This is a genomic window from Cellulomonas sp. P24 (genome assembly GCF_024704385.1).
Taxonomy (GTDB): domain Bacteria; phylum Actinomycetota; class Actinomycetes; order Actinomycetales; family Cellulomonadaceae; genus JAJDFX01.
Window position 1 is genome coordinate 1,933,264 of sequence record NZ_JAJDFX010000002.1, and the last position, 21,945, is coordinate 1,955,208.

Annotated in this window: 14 protein-coding genes; 10 read left to right on the plus strand and 4 right to left on the minus strand. The window is 74.7% G+C overall.

Annotation, left to right across the window (positions count from 1 at the left end; translation table 11 throughout):
* Positions 1-20 precede the first annotated feature (20 nt).
* The 8 genes from LJB74_RS09115 (at position 21) to LJB74_RS09150 (ending at position 12,693) form a co-directional block, all read left to right on the plus strand.
* Positions 21-536 carry a phage baseplate assembly protein V gene (locus LJB74_RS09115; RefSeq protein ID WP_259308234.1) on the plus strand — a complete coding sequence of 172 codons (516 nt, stop codon included), beginning with the start codon at positions 21-23 and terminating at the stop codon, positions 534-536.
* Entirely contained in the window at positions 536-853 is a 318-nt protein-coding gene (locus tag LJB74_RS09120) for a hypothetical protein (protein ID WP_259308235.1), read from the plus strand. Before LJB74_RS09115 ends, LJB74_RS09120 begins: the two co-directional genes overlap by 1 nt.
* Complete coding sequence (locus tag LJB74_RS09125; RefSeq protein ID WP_259308236.1) at positions 850-1,251, plus strand: GPW/gp25 family protein; 402 nt, start codon at positions 850-852, stop codon at positions 1,249-1,251. Before LJB74_RS09120 ends, LJB74_RS09125 begins: the two co-directional genes overlap by 4 nt.
* Positions 1,248-4,010, plus strand: coding sequence for a putative baseplate assembly protein (locus tag LJB74_RS09130; protein WP_259308237.1), 2,763 nt, complete (start codon positions 1,248-1,250; stop codon positions 4,008-4,010). The genes LJB74_RS09125 and LJB74_RS09130 overlap by 4 nt, the downstream gene beginning before the upstream one ends.
* Positions 4,007-6,706 carry a baseplate J/gp47 family protein gene (locus tag LJB74_RS09135; RefSeq protein WP_259308238.1) on the plus strand — a complete coding sequence of 900 codons (2,700 nt, stop codon included), beginning with the start codon at positions 4,007-4,009 and terminating at the stop codon, positions 6,704-6,706. The genes LJB74_RS09130 and LJB74_RS09135 overlap by 4 nt, the downstream gene beginning before the upstream one ends.
* Positions 6,703-8,946, plus strand: a complete 2,244-nt coding sequence (locus LJB74_RS09140) for a hypothetical protein (RefSeq protein ID WP_259308239.1) — start codon at positions 6,703-6,705, stop codon at positions 8,944-8,946. The genes LJB74_RS09135 and LJB74_RS09140 overlap by 4 nt, the downstream gene beginning before the upstream one ends.
* On the plus strand, positions 8,943-11,894 hold the full coding sequence (locus LJB74_RS09145; protein WP_259308240.1) for a PASTA domain-containing protein: 2,952 nt from the start codon (positions 8,943-8,945) through the stop codon (positions 11,892-11,894). The genes LJB74_RS09140 and LJB74_RS09145 overlap by 4 nt, the downstream gene beginning before the upstream one ends.
* A 196-nt stretch (positions 11,895-12,090) precedes the next feature.
* The gene (locus tag LJB74_RS09150; RefSeq protein WP_259308241.1) at positions 12,091-12,693 is read left to right on the plus strand and encodes a hypothetical protein; all 603 of its coding nucleotides are present in this window, start codon (positions 12,091-12,093) and stop codon (positions 12,691-12,693) included.
* A gap of 25 nt (positions 12,694-12,718) precedes the next feature.
* Here LJB74_RS09150 and sppA read toward each other — a convergent pair whose 3' ends face one another.
* Complete coding sequence (gene sppA, locus LJB74_RS09155) at positions 12,719-14,407, minus strand: signal peptide peptidase SppA (RefSeq protein ID WP_259308242.1); 1,689 nt, start codon at positions 14,405-14,407, stop codon at positions 12,719-12,721.
* 123 nt (positions 14,408-14,530) lie between these two features.
* Between sppA and LJB74_RS09160 the strand changes: the two genes are divergently transcribed.
* A complete protein-coding gene (locus LJB74_RS09160; protein WP_259308243.1) occupies positions 14,531-16,150 on the plus strand; it encodes a GGDEF domain-containing protein in 1,620 nt (539 codons plus the stop codon).
* A gap of 37 nt (positions 16,151-16,187) precedes the next feature.
* Here the strand turns inward: LJB74_RS09160 and LJB74_RS09165 are convergent, their stop codons facing one another.
* Entirely contained in the window at positions 16,188-16,673 is a 486-nt protein-coding gene (locus LJB74_RS09165; protein ID WP_259308244.1) for a MarR family winged helix-turn-helix transcriptional regulator, read from the minus strand.
* Between the two features lie 73 nt (positions 16,674-16,746).
* Here LJB74_RS09165 and LJB74_RS09170 point away from each other — a divergent pair, with 73 nt between their 5' ends.
* Complete coding sequence (locus LJB74_RS09170) at positions 16,747-18,576, plus strand: chloride channel protein (protein WP_259308245.1); 1,830 nt, start codon at positions 16,747-16,749, stop codon at positions 18,574-18,576.
* A gap of 19 nt (positions 18,577-18,595) precedes the next feature.
* Here LJB74_RS09170 and LJB74_RS09175 read toward each other — a convergent pair whose 3' ends face one another.
* Together LJB74_RS09175 and LJB74_RS20630 are read right to left on the minus strand one after the other, a co-directional pair.
* The gene (locus LJB74_RS09175) at positions 18,596-19,282 is read right to left on the minus strand and encodes a DUF2807 domain-containing protein (protein ID WP_259308246.1); all 687 of its coding nucleotides are present in this window, start codon (positions 19,280-19,282) and stop codon (positions 18,596-18,598) included.
* Between the two features lie 327 nt (positions 19,283-19,609).
* On the minus strand, positions 19,610-21,883 hold the full coding sequence (locus tag LJB74_RS20630) for an EAL domain-containing protein (protein ID WP_310650835.1): 2,274 nt from the start codon (positions 21,881-21,883) through the stop codon (positions 19,610-19,612).
* Between the last annotated feature and the right edge of the window lie 62 nt (positions 21,884-21,945).

The window sequence follows — 21,945 nt, forward strand, 5'->3', positions numbered from 1 at the left end:
ACGACGAGCGAAGGGCTGCCATGACGAGCCCGACCGGACCACGCCGCTACTACGGCAAGTACCGCGGCACGGTGACGAACAACCTCGACCCGATGCAGCAGGGCCGCGTGCAGGTCTCGGTGCCGCGCGTCCTCGGCGACGGGACGCTCGCGTGGGCCATGCCGTGCGTGCCGTACGCGGGCAACGGCGTCGGGCTGTTCGCGGTGCCGCCCGTCGGCGCGAACGTGTGGGTCGAGTTCGAGGGGGGCGACCTCGACCGGGCGATCCTCGCCGGCTGCTTCTGGGGTGTCGGCGAGGTCCCGGCGAGCCCGGCGATCGCGGAGATGAAGGTGTGGAAGACCGACGGCATCTCGCTCGAGCTCAGCGACCTGCCCGGTGCCGGCGGGCTGACGATCTCGGTGGGGCCGCCCGCGGTGCCGGTCCCGATGACGGTGTCCTGCACGGCCTCCGGGATCGAGCTGTCGATCGGCGCGTCGAAGGTCGTGCTGTCCGCGGCCTCGGTGTCGGTCAACAACGGCGCGCTGGAGGTGATCTGATGCCGGCTCCGCTCGTCCAGCAGGGCGCGACGGTGCTGTGCGCCCACGGCGGCCAGGCCCAGCCGACCGTCCCGAGCCCGCGCGTCACCCTCGGGGGCCAGCCCGCGCTCCTGCTTCCGCCGCCGTGGACGATCGCCGGCTGCACGTTCCCGCCCAACGCCGGTGGGCCGTGCGCGACCGCGATGTGGAGCGTCGGGACCGTCCGCGTCACCTCGATGGGTCAGCCGCTCGTGATCGCGACCGGGACCGCGACGTGCGTCCCGACCGGGGTGCCGCTCATGGTCGTCGTCGCCCAGCCGAGGGTGCAGGCGACATGACCCACGTCGGCTTCCCGCTGCGGCTCGACACCCGGGGCCGCACCGCTCTCGTCGACGACGAGGAGTACCTGCGCGGCCTGGTCGAGCAGGTGCTCTTCACCCGACCCGGCGAACGCGTGAACCGGCCCGACCTCGGCAGCGGCGTGGACCGGCTGGTGTTCGCGCCGACGGACGACGCCCTCGCCCGGTCGACGTCGGCCCTGGTGCACGGGGCGCTGCAGCAGTGGCTCGGCGACCTGCTCCGCATCGACGAGGTCGACGTGCGCTCCCACGAGGCGACGCTCGAGGTCACGATCGTCTACTCGCCGCTGCAGGCGCCCGTGGGTGAGCGGCGGGTGCTGCGGGTGAGCAACGCGAGCGGCACATCGGGCACAGCAGGCACAGGGGGCGTGCCATGAGCGTCACCGCGTCGTCGCCGGCGGACGAGACCGCGGCCCTGGTCGCCTCGGTCGACCGGGATGCCCGGCGCGCCCTCCTCGACGGCGCGCCGACCGCCCCCGACGGCATCGACTTCGTCGAGGTGCTCTCCAACCACGTCGGCAGCCCGGGGTACGTCGCCGGCGCCCCGGTGGCCCGCACGCTCGTCGTCCACCTGATGCGCGGACCCGTGCCGGCGGCGTGGGACGCGAGCCGCGTGGTGGTCGCCGGTGGCGTGCGCGCCGACCCGACGCTCAACCCGGTGGGGGTGGCGTGGGCGTACCCGGCGCCCGCCGTCACCGGGACCCCGGCCAACCCCGGGGGTGACCCGCTGCCGGGCGTGTCCGCAGCCGATCGCGACCTCGTGCGCGCCGCCGTCCCCGCCGGTCGTCGTGACCGTGCGCTCGTCGTGCGGACCACGACGCACGGCGACCTGTCCCGCTACCTGCTGCGGATCGTCGGACCGGGCGGGGTCGGTCTGCCGACCGAGCTCGACCCGCCGCTCGCGCAGGACGCGTTCGCGTTCTCGGTGGACTGCCCGTCGGACGCGGACTGCGCGGCGCCCGCGGACCAGCCGCCGACCACCGTCGAGTCGCCCGTCCTCGACTACCTCGCGCGCGACTACGAGCTTCTCCGCACCCGGCTCCTCGACCGGCTCGCCGCCCTGGTCCCCGGCTGGACCGACCGCAACCCCGCCGACGTCGCCGTCATGCTGGTCGAGCTGTTCGCCCAGCAGGGCGACCGCCTCGCCTACTGGCAGGACGCGATCGGCGTCGAGGCCTACCTGACGACCGCCCGCCGTCGTCCCTCGGTGCGCCGGCACGCGCGGCTGCTCGGCTACGCGATGCACGACGGCTGCGCGGCCCGCACGTGGCTCGCGCTGACCACGGACACGACGTTCACCCTGCCGGCCCGCACCTCCGTCGCGGACACCGTGCCGGACGAGCGGGCCGGCTTCCCGAGCGGGCCGGGGCACCGCACCCCGGCCGCGGTCGTCGAGGTCGGCGGGGTCGTCATGGAGACGCTGCACCCGGTGGTCGTGCGACCGGCGCGCAACGCGATCCCGCTGCACACGTGGGAGGACCCGGTGCACGTGCTGCCGGCCGGCAGCACGTCGGCGTTCCTCGCGGTGCCGGCGGGTGAGGACCCGACGCTGCACCGTGGCGACGTCGTGGTGCTGGCCGAGCTGGCGCCGGGGGGTGGCGCGGGTCCCGGGGGTTCCGGCTCCGGAGGCTCCGGCTCCGGGGGCTCCGGCTCCGGGGGCTCCGGCTCCGGCGGCTCGGCCGGTGGCGCGGTGAACGGCGACCCCGGGCGGCGGTACCCGGTACGCCTCGACCGGGAGCCGGTCACGCGCGCGGACGCGCTCGACCCGGCCGTCACGGTGCTCGAGATCCGGTGGGGGGCGCAGGACGCCCTGCCGGGACCGCTCACGGTCGCCGAGCGCGGCCCGTCGGGGTCGCCGATCCCGCGCGCCGTCGCGCTCGCCAACGTCGTCCTCGCCGACCAGGGGGCCTCGGTCGTCGACGAGCTCCTCGACCCGCCGCAGGTCGTCGAGGGAGCGCCGTACCGCCCGCGCACCCGCCGCCCGCACCTGGCGTTCACGGACCCGACCGGCACGAACGCCGACGGCACCGACCCGGGCGGCACGGGTTCGGGCGGCACGGGGTCAGGCGGCACGGGGTCAGGCGGCACCAGCGGGACGACGTCGGCCACGCCCAGCGCCGCAGCCGCGCTGCACCCCGACCCGCGTCGGGCCCGCGCCGCGCTCACGCTCGACGACGGCACCCGCACCTGGACCGCGCAGCCGGACCTGATCGCGAGCGGTCGGCTCGACCCGCACGTCGTCGTCGAGACCGAGGAGGACGGCGTCGCCCGGCTCCGGTTCGGCGACGGGACGGCCGGCCGACGCCCTGCGATCGGCGCGGTGCTGCGCGCCACCTACCGCGTCGGCGCGGGCGCGCAGGGGAACGTCGCCGCGGGCCGTCTGACGTTCGTGCTCGATCGACCCGACGGGACGTCCCCCGTCCCGTCGGGCGCGGTCGTCGACGTGTGGAACCCGGTGCGCGCCACCGGCGGCACCGACCCGGAGCCGCTCGAGGCCGTGCGCCAGCTCGCGCCGTACGCGTTCCGGCACCAGCTCCGGGCGGTCACCTCCCCCGACTACGCCGCCGTCGCCGAGGCGCAGGACGGCGTGCAGCGGGCGGTGGCGCGGCGCCGGTGGACGGGCTCCTGGTACGCGCAGGAGGTCACGGTCGACCCGGTCGCCGCCCGCGCGGAGGACCCGACCGTCCCGGCGTCGGTGCTCACGGCGCTCGAGACCCGGCGCATGGCCGGGGTGGACGTCGAGGTCGCCCGACCGGTCGACGTGCCGCTGCACCTGGTGCTCGACGGCTGCGTGTCCCCCGGGTACCTGCGGCCGGACGTCGAGGCCCAGCTCCTCGATGCGCTCTCGTCGCGCGTGCTGCCGAGCGGTCGCCGGGGGTTCTTCCACCCGGACGCGTTCACGTTCGGCCAGCCGCTGTACCTGTCCGACGTCGTCGCCGCCGCGATGGCGGTGCCCGGGCTCGACTGGGTGCAGGTCACGACGTTCGCGCGGTCCGGCGCGCCCGTGCGCGAGAGTGCCCGTGCCCTTGCCGCCGGGGTGATCACCGCGGCACCCCGCGAGGTGCTGCGCTGCGACTCGGACCCGAACAACCCGGAGAACGGCCGCGTCGACCTCGTGCTGCGAGGTGGGTCGTGACCGACGTGACGAACCCGCCCGGCCAGCCGACGCTGCACCGTCGGGTGCGCGTGCACGCCGAGTCCCTCGCCGCGATGCGCGCGGAGCTGGCGGCGCCGGGTCGCCCGGTCGTGCTGCGGGGGCTCGCGCAGCAGGAGACGACCGACCCGTCGCTGGCCCTGCTCGACACGTGGGCGGTGGTCTGCGACGTCGTCGCGTTCTACTCCGAGCGGATCGCCACCGAGGGCTACCTGCGGACCGCGACCGAGCGCGGCTCCGTCCGGGAGCTCGCGCGCACGCTCGGCTACGAGCTCCGGCCGGGGGTCGCCGCGCAGGTCGAGCTCGCGTTCCACGTCGAGACGGCGCCGGGTGCGCCGAGCGTCGTCCAGGTGCCGCACGGCACGCCTGCGCAGTCGGTCCCGGGCCAGGGCGAGCTGCCGCAGACCTTCGAGACCTCCGACGACCTCGAGGCGCGCGCCGCGTGGAACGCGCTGCCCGCGGTCGCGGCCCGCCGCCAGGGCCTCGGGTACGACGTGTCGGCGGTCTGGCTCACCGGCGCGCGCACGACCGTCCGGCCGGGCGACACGGTGCTCGTCGTCGGTGCGGAACGGCGCGAGTACGGACGACGACCGGGCGCCGGCTCGTCCGACGGCGTGACCGGCACGGCCGGGCTCGCGCGCGACAAGGAGAAGTGGGACGTCCGTACCGTCGCCGCCGTGGTCGCCGAGCCGGACGGCCACCCCGGCTGGACCCGCCTCGACCTCGACACGCCGATCGGGTTCCGCCGCAGCCTGCCGCTCGTGGCGCGCGAGGACGTCCGGGTGTTCGCGCTCACCGAACGCACCCAGCTGTTCGGGGCGACCGCGGCCGACCCGGCCCTCCTCGTCTCGACCCGCACCGGTGTCCCGGCCGGGATCGAGAACGTCGGGACCGCGGCCGACCCGGTGTACCGGTGGATCGGCTACGCCGCTGTCGATCCGGGTGCACCGGACCGGATCGAGATCGACGGCGACCGCAGCGGGATCCTCACCGACTCGTGGATCGTGCTCGACCAGCCCGGGCTGACCGAGGCGTACCGGGTCGAGGACGCGCGACCCGACGGTGCGTCGAAGTTCGGGCTCAGCGGGCGCCTCACCCGCGTCCGGGTCGACGTCGCGGCGAACCTCGACGGCTTCGACCGCCGCCAGGCCATGGTGCACTGCACCTCGGTCGAGCTGCCGGCCGTGCTCGAGCCGCTCCAGGAACCCGTGTCACCGGGGGCGACCCTGCACGTGCCGGCGTGCGACCCGCTGCTCCCGGTGGGTCGGCTCGTCCTGGTGCACGGCGTCGACCCGTCCGGCGAGCCGGTCACGGAGGTGACGACGGTCGTCGGCTGCGCCCGTGACGCCACCGACCTCCCCGCGCCGGTCGGGACCGGTCCGGGGACCCCGACCATGACGGTGACCGTCGACCCACCGCTCACCGGCACGTACCGCCCCGGCAGCATCGTCGTGCACGCCAACGCCGTCGCGGCCACGCACGGCGAGACGGTGCGTCAGGTGCTCGGCAGCGGCGACGGTCGCACGCCGTTCCGGCGCTTCACGCTGCGCCGCACCCCGTTGACCTCGGTGCGGGCCCGGACCCCGAGCGGCGCGACCCCCGAGCTCGAGGTCCGCGTCGACGACGTGCGCTGGCACCAGGTGGAGAGCCTCGACGAGGCCGGGCCGCAGGACCGCGTGTACGTCGTGCGGCCCAGCGAGGGCACCCCGCCGGGGACCGGGGACACCGCGGAGGACGCCGGCCCGGTGACGATCGTCCAGGGCGACGGGGTGCACGGCGCGCGGGCCGCGACCGGTGCGGAGAACGTGGTCGCGACCTACCGGGTCGGCATCGGGTCGCCCGGGTCGGTCACGGCCGGCCAGGTCAGCCTGCTGGTCCGGCGGCCGCTCGGCATCCGCGACGTCGTCAACCCCGGCCCGTCGCACGACTGGGCACCGCCCGAGACGCTCGAGGAGGCCCGTCGGAACGCGCCGCAGCGGGTGCGCACGCTCGACCGGGTGGTGTCGGTCGCGGACCACGCCGACCTCGCGCGCTGCTACGCGGGCATCGGGCAGGCGCGCGCGGAGACGGTCTGGGACGGCACCACGAGCACCGTCGTGCTGAGCGTCCTCGGGGTGCAGGGAGCGGCGCCGAGCACCGGGCTGCTCGCCGACCTGCGCCGGACGATCGACGACGCCCGCGACCCCGGTCCGGCCCTCGCGATCCTGCCCGGCGAGGTGCGACGGTTCGGCGTGCGCGTCGAGATCGCGCACGACCCGGACCACGTGCGGGCCGACGTCGAGGCCGCGGTTCGGGCCGCGCTCGAGGCGCACCTGGGCGTCGCGGTCCGGGACTTCGCGGCGCCGGTCACCGCGGCGGAGGTGCTCGTGCTGGTGCACGACGTCCCCGGGGTGGTCGCGTGCACGATGCCGCGTCTCGTGGCCGCGGCGGGAGGCTCCGGGTCCGCGACGGGAACCTCTGGAGGGCCCGCGACGGACCTGCTGGTCGCGCTCGGCGCGCGGTGGGAGTCCCCGGCGGGCGCGACGCCCGGGCTGCGGCCGGCGCAGGTGCTCGCCCTCACGCCGGGTGACGTGCAGCTCGGCGTGCCCGACGTCGGCCCGGGTCCGGCCACCCGGACGGCCACCCGTGCGGCCCGTCGCGCCGTCGACCTCGGCCTGCGCATGGGAGGGGCGCCGTGACCACCGCCGACGACCTGTTCGCGCTGCTGCCCGTCCACGTCCGTGCGCGTGACGACGAGACCGGCGGGACGCTGCGTGCCCTCCTCGACGTCGTCGCAGGCGAGCTCGGGGTGCTCGAGGAGGATCTCGACGCCCTGTACCGGAGCTGGTTCGTGGAGACGGCCGACGACTGGGCCCTGCCGTACCTCGGGGACCTGCTCGGCATCGACGACCTCCCCGCCGGGCCCGGGCGACGCGCGGTCGTCGCGCACACCGTCGACTACCGGCGCCGCAAGGGCACGCCTGCGGTGATCGAGCAGGTCGCCCGTGACGTCACGGGCTGGCCGACGCGGGCGGTCGAGCTCGTCCGGCTGCTCGCGGCGAGCGCGCACGTCAACCACGTGCGCCTCGACCGACCCGCCGTCGCGGACGTGCGGCACGCCGCCGACCTCGGCTCGCCGCGGATCGCCCGCGAGAGCCTGGATCCCGCGATGCACACCGTGGAGGTGCGTCGGATCGCCCGCGGTCGCGGTCGCTACGGGATCGGGAACGTCGGGGTGTTCCTCTTCCCGCAGCAGGTGTACGCGGTCGACCGTGCCCCGGCGCGCGCCGTCGGCGGCGGCTGGTCGGTGCACCCGCTCGGTGCGGACACCCCGCTCGTCGCGGTGCCGACGGTCGAGACGACCATCGAGCACCTGGCCGTCGAGGCCGACCTCCCCGTCCCGCTCCGACCCCGCCGCCTGCTCGACCTGCTCCGGCTGGCCCGGGCGGGCGACCTGGACGCGGGTGCGCTCCCCGTCGCGGTGACCCTCGAGGCACCGGGACTGACCGGCCCGACGCTGCTCGGCCCCGAGCGGGTGCGCGTGTGCGGGCTCGAGGACCTCGCACGCGGCCCCGACGTCGTCGCACCGGACCACACCGTCACACCCGGGCCGGTGCTGGACGGCTGGCAGGTGATGGTCGACGCGGTCACGGGACGCCTCACCGCGTTCCGCGACGGCGTGCGGGTGCCCTCCGACCCGGACCCGGCGACGAGCACCGTGACCGTGCACACGCGCCACGCGTACGGCGGGCTCGCGGACGTCGGCGCCGGCACGTACGACCGCACCGACGTGCACGACGCCGTCCTCGCGGCCGACCCGTACGTCCGTGCCACCGCCGCCGAGGTCGTCGCGCAGCACGTCGCGCGGCTGGACTCCCCGGTGCCGGGGTCGGGCGACCCGGCCGGGCCCTCGCTGCCCGACGTGCTCGACCTCGTCGCCCACGAGTGGGCCGGCACCGCGGCCCCCGGCGGGTCCGTCCCGACGACGGGCTCGACGACGGTCGTCTCGATCGCCGACTCGGGCTCGTGGACGGGCGACCTCACGATCGACCTGCCACCGGCGACGCGGCTGGTCCTGGTGGCGGCGCACTGGTCGCCCCGGGTCCGGGCGAACGGTGAGGTGCTCCCGGCCGTGCCCGGCCAGTACGCGCCCGAGGGCCTGCGCCCGCACGTCCACGGCACCATGACCGTGACCGGTGGTGCGGGCAGCGCGCTCGTCGTCGACGGGCTGCTGCTCGAGGGCGACCTGGTGGTGACCGCAGGCGACCTGGGGTCCCTGGCGGTCAGCCAGTCGACCGTGACCGGGACCGTGCGCGTCACGGCCGGGTCGGTGCACCGCAACAACGACCTCCAGGTGCGGCTCGTCCGCGCGGCCGTCGGGGGGGTGCAGCTCGCGGCGACGGTCCCCGACGTCCGGGTCGAGGACAGCGTGGTCAGCGCGGAGGTCGGCGCGGGAGGCAGCGGTGGCGGGGGCAGAGGAGTCGGCGCAGGCACGTCGCTCGGGACCGGGCTCCGCGCCCCCGGTGCGCACCTGACCGCCGTGGGCAGCACGGTGCGCGGCGACCTCGAGGCCCGGACGCTCACCGCGAGCGACTGCGTGCTCGACGGCACCGTGACGATCGAGAACCGCCAGACGGGGTGCGCGCGGTACAGCTACGTCGGCGCGGGTTCGCACGTGCCGCGCCGGTTCCGCTGCGTCCCGCCCGACGACGCGACGGCAGCGCCAGGACCGGTGTACGCGTCCGACCATCTCGGGTCGCCGTCGTTCCTCGCGCTCGCCGGGAGCTGCCCGGCCGAGATCCGCACGGGCGGCGAGGGCGGCACCGAGATGGGCGTCCACGCGCACCTGCGACGACCGGGACGCGTCGACGCGGCGGCGCGGCTGCTCGCCGGCTACGTGCCGGTCGGGCTCGAGATCGGGATGGTCCGCGATGGGTGAGGAAGTGGGGCACGGCCATGCACGGTGACTTCTCGCGATGGACCTTCGCCGCGGCGCACGACTACCGGAGCGTGCTCCTGCAGCAGGGGCGCGTCCTGCTGGACGCCGACTGGAACGAGCAGACGCGACTGACCGCCCACCACGACGAGGTCCGCACGCTCGACGTCGTCGGGCGCAGCGGTGGGCCGCTGCCCGAGGACGGCGGCGCCGGCCCGTTCGCGATCCTCGCGTCCGACGGCTCGGTGCCGACCGGGACGGCCTGGGCGGACCTCGTCGTGACCCCGGGGCGGTACTACGTGGACGGCGTGGTCGCCGAGTCGTGGCCGCGGTCGTCTGGCGGAACCCCGGCGGGCTGGGCCGTGACCGACCAGCCGTTCCTCGCGACGATCGGCTCCGGCGTGACGGCCGACCCCGGCCTGCCCGAGCCGCCGACCTCGCCGGACGGCACCCGCTACGCGCTCTACCTGGAGGTGAGCGAACGCCAGGTGACCGCCGACGAGGCGCCCGAGCTGCGCGAGTCGGCGCTCGGCGGGCCGGACACGACGACGCGCGCGCAGACGGTGTGGCAGGTCCGCTGGCAGCGGATCGACGACGCGGAGCAGTGCACCGACCTGCACGCCACCGACTGGCTCGCCCGCACGCCGCGCACCATGGTCGCGGCCCTGCGCGACGCGGAGGCGGACGCGGACCCGTGCCGGATCACCACCACGGGCGGCTACCGGCGCCTCGAGAACCAGCTCTACCGCGTGCAGGTGCACGAGGCCGGCGACGACGCGACCCCGACGACGTTCCTGTGGTCGCGCGAGAACGGCAGCGTCGTCGCCGGTCTGGTGGCCCTCACGACGTCGGCCCTGCCCGGTGTCGACGCGGTGCTGCAGCAGGACCGGGTGGGGCGCGACGACGAGCTGTCGATCCGGCAAGGTGACCTGGTCGAGGTGACCAGCACCGACCGGGCGCAGCGTCGACTGCCCGGGTACCTCGCCCGTGCGGGGGTGCCGGACGGTCTCGACCTGCCGGTGGCCTGGCTGGCCGGCCACCCGACGTCCCTCGCGGCCCTCGGCAGGGCACCGATCGTCCGCCGCTGGGAGGGCGGGCCGGTCCGCGCGTCGGCCACCGCCGTCGACCTCGAGGACGGCCTCACGGTCCGGTTCCCCGCCGGTGGTCAGGCGGCGACCGGGGACTACTGGCTGGTCCCGGCGCGCGCGGTGCGGCTCGCGTACGGGGTCAGCGAGCTGCGCGGGACGATCGACTGGCCGGTGGACGGCTCGACGCCACGGGCGATGCCGCCGGCCGGACCACCGCGCCACGTGGCACCGCTCGCGATCCTGCACCGGACCGGCGGGCTCTGGACCCGCGAGTCGGACTGCCGTCTGCTGTTCCCGCCGCTCACCGGGCTGGTCGGCCTCGACCTGGTCGGCGGCGACGGGCAGGAGGACCTCCCGGGCGAGTGGCTCGACGAGGCGGTGCGCGTCGTCGTGCGCAACGGCGGCACGCCGGTCAGCGGGGTGCCGGTGCGGTTCACGGTGCCCTCCGGCGGCCTGCTCGCGGACGCAGTCGGTGCAGCGACCCCGCCGGTCGGCGCGGCGGGTCCGCTCACCCTCACCACCGGCGCCGACGGCGTCGCGGCCGCCCGGTGGCGGCTCGACCCGGGCGGCCCGACGACGCAGACGCTGCACGTGCGGCGGCTCGACGACCACGCCGCCGGGGTCGACGTCGAGGTGGTCGCGACCGCGCGGCTGTCGGTCGCGACCGAGGTGGCCTGGTCGCACGCGGACTGCCCCGGACTCAAGCACGTGACGACGGTCGCCGGGGCCCTCGACCGGCTGGTCGAGCGTCCGGAGCTCCGGCTCGTCGGTGGCGACGGGCAGCACCTGGTCGTCGGCCGACACGTGCTCCCGCAGCCTGTCCGGCTCCTGGTGGACAACGCGTGCGGGCCGATGGCGGGGGTCCCGGTCAACGCCCGCGCGACGTCGGGTGCACTCGTCGCACCGGCGACGGCGGGCGACGCCGCACCGACGGACCTCACCGGCACCGGCTCCGACGTCGCCGACTCGACCACCACCCCGGACGGTGGCGCACTGTTCTGGTGGCAGCCGGACGTGTCGACCGGCAGCGACACCCTCGAGCTCCGCCTCCCCGGCGACGACCCGCACGCGCCGATCGTCGTGACCGCCCAGGCCGCACCGGGTCGTCGCACCCCGGGGGTGCACCTCGAGAAGGTCGAGTTCGGCACCGGGGCGGAGTTCGTGAACGGCTCGACCGTCGACCCGGAGACCCTGGCGAGCGGGATCGTCGTGACGCTCGACGGTGCCCTGGCACCGGATGCCGTGACGGGCACGCCGGCGATCCGGGTCGAGCTCGAGCTGCCGTGGCCCCTCGGCGACGACGGCGCGATGTGGAGCGAACGTCCGATCGGCACGCGCACCGTCACCCTTGACGGGGCCGCCGAGGCGAGCGGCACGCGGGTGCGCTGGACGCCGTCCACCGCGTCGTCCGCCTGGTTCCGTGACCAGCTGTGGGCGGTCCTCGACGCCAACGGGTGGAAGACCCCGCTGCTCGGCAGGTTCCTGCTGGACGGCTGGGCGCTGCCGACGATCGAGCCGAAGGGCTTCGACGTGAACACGCACGCCGACGCCGTCCTCCGTGGCGGGCGCACCGTGCTGCGGCTCCCGACGGACGACGACGTCACCGGGGGGACGTTCGTGCAGTGGTTCCGGCTGCAGCAGAGGGTCGTGCTGCGACCCGGTCGCGTCCTGGTCCCGGACCTCACGGGGATGACCCTGGCGCAGGCGCGGCGCGCACTGAAGGCGGCCGGGATCGTCGTGCAGGACACCCGCGTCGAGGCCGTCGCCGGACTCGCGAAGGGCCGCATCGCGGCGGCCGAACCGCCTGCGGGCACCGAGGTGGACACCGGCTCCGGCGTGCTCCTCACTGTCGCCCGAGGCTGACCCCGACCCCACCCCCTCCCCCGTTGTCGAGTGGAGCGAAATGCGAGTGACACGCGGGCGTGTCGCCGCATTTCGCTCCACTCGACAACGGAGTTCGCTCCACTCGACAGCAGGGTTCGGTCTGCTCGACGACGTGGGGGTGGGCGGAGGAGATGCGAAACGCGGTGAGTCGCGGCACAGTCGGTGGATCACGACGGTGAAGCGAAGCGAGGTCGCCATGACACCGGCCCTGATGCTCCCCGCGGACCTGATCGGCACCGTGCCCGAGGTCCGCGACCGGATGCTGCCGCGCGTCGAGGCCTTCCTCACCGGCGAGCCCTGGACGGCGGGAGCACCGCCGCTCGTCGACGCGCGCGAGGTGCCCGGTCTGGTCGCCCTGGCGCCCCCTCCGCCTCCGCTCGACGAGCAGCCGCACGTGCTCCCCTACCTGCCGCTCGCCCTGCTCACCCAGGCGGTGGTCGCCGCGCAGGTCGAGCGCACGCGTGAGGACGACGCCGTCGCCACGTGCCTCGAGACGCCGTGCGGTCTCCTCGGTCTGCTGTCGCCCCAGAACGAGGTGCTCGTCTACCCACCGGAGCGGCACCGGCCGATCCTCTCCGCCGCGCTGCGGTTCTGGGACACGCTGGACAGCGCCGGCGCCCGCTACAGCATCGGGGGGCCGACCGGCGCCTACCTGTGGGACCTCACCACCAACCTCACGCACGTCCTCGGACGGCTGGGCGTCCCCGAGCGGGTGCTGCGCGAGCCGCTGCCCCCTGAGGGCCTGTGGGCGATCGTGCCGCAACGCCTCATGTGGTGACCGGTCTCTGCTGACCGAGTGCGCCTCACCGCAGCCGGACGGACGGCATGCGGAGCACCGCCGACGTCGGCAGCCCGAGAGCGGCGGCGACCACGTCGAGGGCGGCTCGCCCGTCCATCCCGCCGTCCGTGCCCACGAGACCAGTGAGACCAGCGAGACCAGTGGTCCCCGCCACCGCCCGTGGGTCCTCGCTGTTCCGTGGGCGTCCGAGGCGTGCGGCCAGCGGGACGTGCAGGGCCGGGCGCACCGGGGCGTCGTCGGGAAGCCCGGCCCGCGAGCGCGCGATCCGGACCGCGTCCCGCAGGCCGCCCAGCTCGTCGACCAGCCCGACGTCCCGCGCGTCGCTGCCCGTCCACACGCGCCCGCGTGCGATCTCGGCGATCTCGGCGACCGGTCGATGCCGCCCCTGCGCGACCTTGGCGACGAAGTCGTCGTAGATCGCGTCGAGCGACGCCCCCAACCGTTCGCGCTCGTCGTCGGTGAAGCCGCGCCGCGCCGAGTACATGAGCGCACGCTCGCCGCGGGAGACGGTGCCCGTCGTCAGCCCGACCCGTTCGAGCAGGTCGCTCACGACGGCCTTCCCGCCGAACACCCCGATGGACCCGGTCAGCGTCGACGGGAGCGCCACGACGACGTCAGCAGGGCACGCGACGTAGTACCCGCCCGACGCCGCCACGCGACCCATCGAGACGACCACCGGACGGCCGGTGTCACGCAGCCGGCACACCTCACGCCAGATCGTCTCGGACGCGACGGCGGACCCGCCGGGCGAGTCGACGTGCACCACCACGGCGCGGACGTGGCGGTCGGCGGCTGCCGCGCGCAGGGCCGCGCCGACCGTGTCGCTGCCGGCCTGCCGTCCCCTCGGCCCGCGGTGCGACCGGCCGGTCACGATCTCCCCGTGCACCGCGACCAGCGCGACGTGGCCCGCGCGTGGGCGCGGCAGCGACGGTGCGTGGCGCGGCCGCCACCGGTCCGCGAACAACAGCTCGGCGTCGGGTCCCACCCGTCGTCGCACCGCGGCGTAGACCTCGTCGCGATAGCCGAGGGAGTCGACGAGCCCGGCCTCGAGCGCCTCCGCGGCGGTGCGGGGACCGGCATCGACGAGCTCACGCACGCGGGTCGGGTCGAGACCTCGCCCCGCGGCGATCCTCGCGACCGCGTCGGAGTAGATCGACTCCGCGATCCGATCGAGCGCGACGCGGTGCGCCTCGGTGAGCTCGTGGCGCATCACCCGGTCGGCCGCGTTCTTGAACTCGTGACGCTGGTCGAGCTGCGGCTCGATCCCCAGCCGGTCCAGCGCACCGCGCAGGAACGTCGTCTCCACGCCCACGCCGAGCACCCCGACCCCACCGCCCGGCTGCAGCCAGATCTCGTCGAACGCGGTCGCGAGCACGTAGGCCGTCATGTCACCCGTGCCGTCGCCGATGCTCTCCGCCCACGCGACGGTCGGCTTGCCGCTCGCCGCGAACGCCTGCACCCCGAGGCGCAGCTCCTGCATCGCGGCCCACGGCAGGCGCCCGCCGATCTTCGCGACGAGTCCGACGACGTGACGGTCCGCAGCAGCCTCGTGCAGCGCGCGCAGGATCGGCCGGAGCTGCGGGCGCCCCCGAGCGAGCAGCCGTGCCACCGGGTCGTCGGGCGGCGCGACGGGAAGCGTGGAGAGGTCGACCTCGAGCAGCTGGCGGGGCCGGTGACCGGGCATCGCGGGCATGCGCCCACAGTAGGCCGGGCCCCGAGGCGTCGCCCGGTCGGGCCGCCGTCCGTCGGCGACCACGCGACCGGGTGGACGGTAGCCTGTGTGGACCACGGTGCGGGCCGAGTCCGAGGAGGGCTGATGGGCGACACCACCGATCAGCCCCTCCCCACGACGCGGACGACCGCCTCGCTCGGTCACGACCGGGTGCTGATCGGGATCCTGCTGGTGATCCTGGGGTCCGTCGTCGCGTACGGGTTCGACCTCGGTCCGCGTTCGGTGCAGGTGGTCGCCTGCTGGGTGCTCCTGCTGGGGTTGCACGTCGGGCTGGCCGTCATCGCGTCCCGCGTCGCGCGCGTCCCGGGCACCGCACGCGCCACCCGATGGATCTGGTCGGCGATCGCCGTCGCCGGCGGCTCCTACGCGGTCGGGGACACCGCCCAGCTCATGACGATCGCCAGCTCACCGATGAGCCTGCCGGTGGCCCTCGGCGGGACGGTCCAGTCGTTCTCGGTGCTGCTCGGCACGTGCGTCCCGATCCTCGTCGCCCTGCTCGTGACGGCGCCGATCGGGAACGGGTCGCGCCAGGACGCCACGAGCTTCTGGCTGGACGTCGGCATCGTCATGGCGGCGGCGGCGACGTTCGGCGGCTACGTGTACGTCCCGGACGGCTCGAGGGCGACCGAGGTGCTGCTCTCGGTGCTGATCGGTCCCGGGCTGTTCCTCGTCGGGGTGTTCGCGGTCGTCAAGCTGTTCCTCAGCTCGCAACCCCCGTTCTCCCGGCGCGCCGGCCTGGTGCTCGGGGCGGCGGCGACCCTGGAGGGCGCGGCACAGGCGGCGACGTCGCTGCTGGTCGACGCCTCCGGACTGTCGTGGCTGCTCGGGCTCACGGTCGTGGCGAGCGCCGTGCTGATGGCCTCGGCACGGATCCAGTACCTGCAGGTGAGTCTCGACCCCCGCGTTCTCGACCCTCGGCCGCGCCGCCGGTTCAGCACGCTCCCGTACGCGGCGATCGCGGCGACGTACGTCCTGCTCGTCTGGGTCCTCGTGCACGACGGCCTCACCGGGCACACGTGGATCGTCATCACCGGGGCGATCACGAGCACGGCCCTCGTCCTCGGGCGGCAGCTGGCGGCGTTCGCCGACAACTCCCGGCTCCTCGACGAGCTCGACGCGAAGGTCCAGGAGCTGCACCAGCTGCTGCGTGAGCGCGACGACCTGGCGACGCGCCTGCGCCACGAGGCCCTGCACGACCCGTTGACAGGCCTTGCGAACCGGTCGATGTTCAACCGGCGCCTGAGCGACGTGATGCGCGAGGGTGACACCCCGGCGCGCCCGCTGACGCTCATGATCGTGGACCTCGACGACTTCAAGCAGGTGAACGACGAGTACGGGCACGCGTCGGGCGACGAGGTCCTGGTCGCGGTCGCGCGTCGGCTGCGCAGCTGCGTCCGTGACGTCGACCTCGTCGCCCGGCTCGGTGGTGACGAGTTCGCGCTGCTGCTCGAGGACCTGCCCGACGACGCCGACCAGGTCGCCCGGCGGATCGTCGAGGTGATCGGCCGGCCCGTGACGTTCGTCACGGGAGAACCCGGCGCCGAGGAGACCGTCAGCGTGACGGTGAGCGCGAGCGTCGGCGTGGTGATCGCCGACCTCGATCGGCGCACCGCCGAGCAGCTCCTGCACGCGGCCGACGTGACGATGTACAGCGCGAAGCGATCGGGCAAGGGCGCCTACCGCGTGAGCGTGGTCGCCGGCTGACGCCCGGTCCCGGCGCCCTCGTCCGCGCGCTCGGGTCTCACCACCCGATGGTCGCCGCAGACTCCGGTCGGGGCTCGGGCTCGTTCGCCGCCTCGGCGAACGCGCGCAGCGCCAGGACGAGCTCGTTCCGGCGGGCGTCCGGCATGGCGGCGACGATGCGGGTGATCTCGGCGCGGCGGGCCGCGGTGACCCGGCGCACCAGCCGACGGCCGGCGTCGGTGAGGCCGAGGAGCACCTCCCGCCTGTTCTCGGGGTTGTCCCGGCGGGTGACGAGGTCGGCGGCGAGGAGGCGGTTCATCATCCGCATGGCCGTCGACGAGGTCACGGAGAGCAGGTCGGCGAGGGTGTTGAGGTTGATCTCGTCGTGGTTGTCGAGGACGACGAGCGTGCGGAGCTGGGTCAGCGTGACGGTGTCCTCGACCGTGGCGAGGGACCGTGCGGAGACGCCGACGAGCACGCGCGATGCCGTGAGGACCGCGGTGACGAGCTCGTCGACTCCCCCCGTCGCCCGTCGTCCCGCCACCCTGCTCCGACCGGTTGCTCACGTCGCCCCGTCCCTGTACCGATGCTCAGTGCAATTGTTGCATAATACAATCGTGAAACTGCGCCGTACGACGAGTCCGCTCCCCCTCACCCGCCCGGTCGGCCCGAGCCTGGTGCCGACGCAAGGCGGTCTCGCACGGGCGCACACCGCACTGCGATCCTCGCGCATGGGGTTGCTCGCGCTCGCCCTCCTGATCGGTGCGGGTGCCGGCGGCGCGGCGATCGCGTTCCGCTGGCTGATCAAGGTCTTCACCCTGGCCCTGACCGGCCACGCCGACTACGCCGGCCTCGGGCACGTCGCCAACCCGAACGTGCCGGCGCTGGGCATCTGGTTCGTGGTGCTCGCGCCCGTCGTCGCGGGACTTCTCTACGGCCCTCTCGTGCAGTTCTTCGCCCGTGAGGCGCGCGGCCACGGCGTCCCCGAGGTCATGTTCGCCGTCGCACGTCAGGGCGGGCGGATCAAGCCCCAGGTGGCGGCCGTCAAGGCGCTGGCCTCGGCGCTGTGCATCGGCGGCGGCGGCTCCGTCGGGCGCGAGGGCCCGATCGTCCAGATCGGCGCGGCACTCGGCTCGACGTTCGGACGCGTCCTGCGGGTCCCCGAGGCCCGCATGAAGGTCCTTGTGGCCTGCGGTGCGGCCGGCGGGATCGCGGCGACCTTCAACGCCCCGCTCGCCGGGGTCTTCTTCGCGATGGAGCTGATCCTCGGGGACTTCGCCGCCCAGTCCTTCGGCATGGTGGTCGTCGCCTCGGTCACCGCGAGCGTGATCGGCCGCGCCGCATTCGGCAACACCGCGTTCCTCCCGCTGCCCACCTTCAACGTGGACAACCTCACGCAGTACGTCCTGTTCGCGGTCCTCGGCGTCGTCGCCGGGGGCGTCGGCGTCGGGTTCACCCGCATCCTCTACCTGATCGAGGACCTCTGCGACGCCGTGTGGCGCGGGCCCGAGTGGCTCCGCCCGGCGATCGGCGGGTTCGCGCTCGGCGGGCTCCTGCTCCTCCTGCCGGAGATGTACGGCGTCGGCTACCCGGTGCTCGGCAAGGGCATCACGGGGGCTTACACGATCGGGTTCCTGCTCCTGCTGCTCGTCGGGAAGATGGTGGCGACGTCGCTGACGATCGGCATCGGCGGCTCCGGCGGGGTGTTCGCACCGAGCCTGTTCATCGGCGCGATGCTCGGCTCGGCGTACGGCCAGGTGCTCCACATGATCGCCCCGAACGTCGCGGGCTCGCCGAGCGTCTACGCGCTGATCGGGATGGGCGCCGTGTTCGCCGGCTCCGCCAAGGCACCGATCACCGCCGTGATCATCCTGTTCGAGCTCACCGGCGAGTACACGATCATCCTGCCGATGATGGTCGCGATCGTCATGGCCAGCGCCACCAGCCACCTCCTCGCCCGCGACAGCATCTACACGTTCAAGCTCCGCCGGCGTGGCGTCGACATCTCGATCTCCCCCGAGGCGGAACAGCTCGCCGCGATGACCGTCGCGGAGATCATGGAGCCGATCGGGCCGTGCCTGCGCGAGTCCGCGCGCCTGCGCGACGCCGCCGACCTGCTGAGCCGCTCACCGCACGGCCAGATGCCCGTGCTCGACTCGCAGGGCCGCTACCGCGGCATCGCGACGGTCCGCGCCGCCGCCGACACCCTCGCCGACGGCGAGCACAACCTCGCCACGGTGTCCTCCGTTGTCGAGCTGCCCGACGCCGTCAAGGTCTCGGACAACATCACCGACGCCCTCCACGCCCTCGAGCTCAGCCCCGGCGTCGTCCCCGTCCTCGACGCGAGCGGCGCGAACCTCGTGGGCTGGCTGAGCCACCAGCGTGTGCTCACGCTGCTGCACGGCGCCCCGGACGACCTGCTCAGGGCCGCGGCCGCGACGACCTGACCGCTCACGGCGGCGGCACTCACCGGTCGACGACCTTCCCGGACCCGTCGACGTGCGAGGTCACGACCGCCGACCCGGTGTGCGTCACGGACCCGCTGCCCGCGATCGCGACGTCGAGGGCCTCGGAGGCGTCGAGCTCGGCCCGGCCCGATCCCGCGACGTCGACGACGGCCCTCCGGCTCGCCATGCCCTCCGCGTCGTACGAGCCCGACCCGGTGATCACGACGTGCTGGTGGTCCGCGCGCCCCGCGAGGCTGACACCGCCCGAGCCGGCCACCGTCACGGCCACGTCGGACGCCGCCACCTGGGCGACGTCGACGTGGCCGGAGCCCCGCACGGTGATCGCCACCCGGTCTCCCGACGCCGCGTCGGCCGCGACGACGCCCGACCCGTCGACGGTGATCGCGTCGACGGTCGGCAGCACCAGGTGGTAGGCGACGCCGCCGGTGCGCACCCACGCGCTGTCGACGTCGAGCACCAGGACACCGTCGTGCACGGCGCTCGTGACGTGCGGGAGGGCTCGCGCACCGGCGGTGACGGTCAGGCTCGGGGTGTCACCCTGCTCGATCGTCAGCGTGCCGGCCGCCGCGAGCTGCACGGCGCTGACGTCACCGACGGTGCGGACGTCCGTCTCGTGCGGACCTGCGTCGAGGGCGCCGCAACCGGCGAGGCCGACGACCAGCGCACCCACGCCCGCAGCGGTCATGGCGAGCCGAGAGACGGCACGACGGGCAGACGGGACCGCGGGAGCGGTCGGAGCCGGCAGTGCTGAACGTGCCGGCACCGTGGAACCTGCTGACGGTACGGGACGTGCTGGCAGTGCGGGACGTGCTGACGGTGCTGACACGGCGGCCTCGCGGTGGGTGCGGACGCGGACGGTCCGCGTCCCCTCCACTGTCGCGGTGCGACGACCTGCGCACATCGGGCATCCCCCTGAGCCGTCCCTGAGCGCCCCCCGAGGCACCCCTGGGGGTCGCCCACCCGGCTCGGGGCCCACCGGCGGGCCCGGCGCGTACCGGCCGGACACCCCAGCTCAGGCATCCAGGCCGACGCCCGACTTCTCCGCACCTGCCGCCCGGCTGCGGATCCACGGCGCGACCTCCTCCGCCGGCATGGGGCGCGCGACGTGGTACCCCTGGAGCACGTCGACGCCGAGCGGGACGACCGCGCGTGCGATCTCCGCGTCCCCGACACCGTGCGCGACCATCCGGAAGCCGAAGGCGTGCGCCATCCGTGCCGTCGTCCGGACGATCAGACGGCTGCGCTCGTCGGTGACCACCGTCGCGATGAACGAGCGGTCCATCTTGAGCTCCTGCACCGGGATGTCGCGCAGGTACGCGAGAGACGAGTACCCGATGCCGTAGTCGTCGATCGCCACCTGGACGTGGTGCGCGCGCAGCTCGTGGATGGCCCGGAAGGCGAGCTCCGGCTCGGCGACGAACGAGTCCTCGAGCACCTCGAGCACGAGGGTGTCCTCCGGGAGCCCGGCGGCGCCGACCTCCGTGAACAACCGTGGGAGCAACGGTCCCCCGACGAGCTCGGGCGGGCCGCACTTCATCGCGACCCGGAACGCGAACCCGTCGTCGCACCACCGCCGGGCGTCGACGAGCACGTGGTGCAGGACGATCGCGCTCACCTCCGGCATCAGCCCGGACCGTCGCGCGTCGGAGAGGAACGCCCCCGGGGTGAGGAGCCCGAGCTCGGGGTGCTGCCACCGGACGAGCGCCTCGACCCCGACCACCCGTCCGTCGACCGCGCTCACCTGGGGCTGGTACATCACGCCGATCTCCCCCTGGGCGATCGCATGCCGCAGGTCGTCCCCACGTCGCAGCCGTGCGCGCGAGGCGCCGTCGAGCGACGCGTCGAACAGCACCACGCCGGCGGGAGACGCCTTCGCCTCGTACATCGCGATGTCTGCGCGGCGCAGGAGCTCGGTCGACGAGTCGGTCGACCGCGCGAGGGTGATGCCGATCGAGGCCGTGATCGCCAGGGTGATGTCGTCGACCCGCATCGGCTCGCTCAGCGAGTCACGCACGCTCCGGGCGAGCGGGATCAGCCGTGTCGCGTCGTCCGTCCGTGCGAGCAGTGCGAACTCGTCCCCACCGAGCCGGGCCACGAGGACCTCGTCACCGACCGCGAGCCGCATGCGGTACGCGAGCACACGCAGGACCTCGTCGCCCACGGTGTGGCCCATGCTGTCGTTGACGTCCTTGAACGCGTCGATGTCGAGCAGCAGGAACCCTGTCGGGGCGCCCGTGCGGAGCCGCTCGTCCGCCGCGGCAAGGAGAGCACGCCGGTTCGGGAGCCCGGTCATCTCGTCGGTCAGCGACAGCCGCCTCGACTCGGCGGCCTCCTGCGCCTCACGAAGCGCGAGGAGCATCCGGGCGCCCGCTGCGGCGAGGGTGAGGACCGACGCGGCGGTGAGGTACCCGCTGATCGAGCCGCCGGGGTTGAGGACCAGGATCGCGACCGCCAGCGCGGCGGCGGCCGGCAGCGCGACGACGCTGTAGCGCCGCTCCTTCGCGGCCTCCGTCACCACGGGCGGCAGGCAGGCTGCACCGACGATCAGCGCGAGGCCAGCCGCCCAGATCACGTCCAGCGCGATGCTCGACGTGTAGATGCCCCTGTCCAGCGTGAGGACGAAGGCGGTGTCCCCGACGGCGAGGCCCACGAACCCGAGAGCCAGTGCGAAGGAACGGAACGACGGGAGCCGCAGGCCGAGCATCACCTGCGCGATCACGATCACCACGAGCCCCACGTCGATCACCGGGTACAGGACCGACACCAGGAGCGGCAGCGCACCACGCTGGAAGGTGGTCGCGAGCGGCGTCACGACCGCGACCGCGGCCAGGCACACGGCCGCACCGCACACCACCGCCGCCTCGAGCACGATCTCGATCGACGGGACGCCCCGACGCGACACGTCGCGGAACAGGAACGTCGCGATCCCGAGGTAGGACGCGAGGTAGAAGATCTCCCCGCGGGCCGGGAACTCCACGCCGACGACCGCCTGGTTCGAGAACACGATCGCCGCACCCGTCGCCCACAACGCGACCCCGACGGCCAGGGCCAGCAACGCGAACCGGCGACCGCGCTGCTGCACCACGGCGAGGACCAGCCGCGTCAGGAGCAGCACGAAGAAGACACCGAGCGAGGCCGTCATCGCGGTCCGGACCGGGCGCCCGTCCGGGCCACCGGGCAGGAGCTGGGTCAGGACCGCCCCGACGACGATGACGAGCCAGTACACCGGCCCCAGACCGCGGAGCAGCGCATCCACGACGGGCGACGCCCCTCGACGGTCACGCATGCGCGTACCCCCGGTCATCGGCGACCACCGCACGAGCTCAGGAGTCCCCGGGGTGGCGTGCC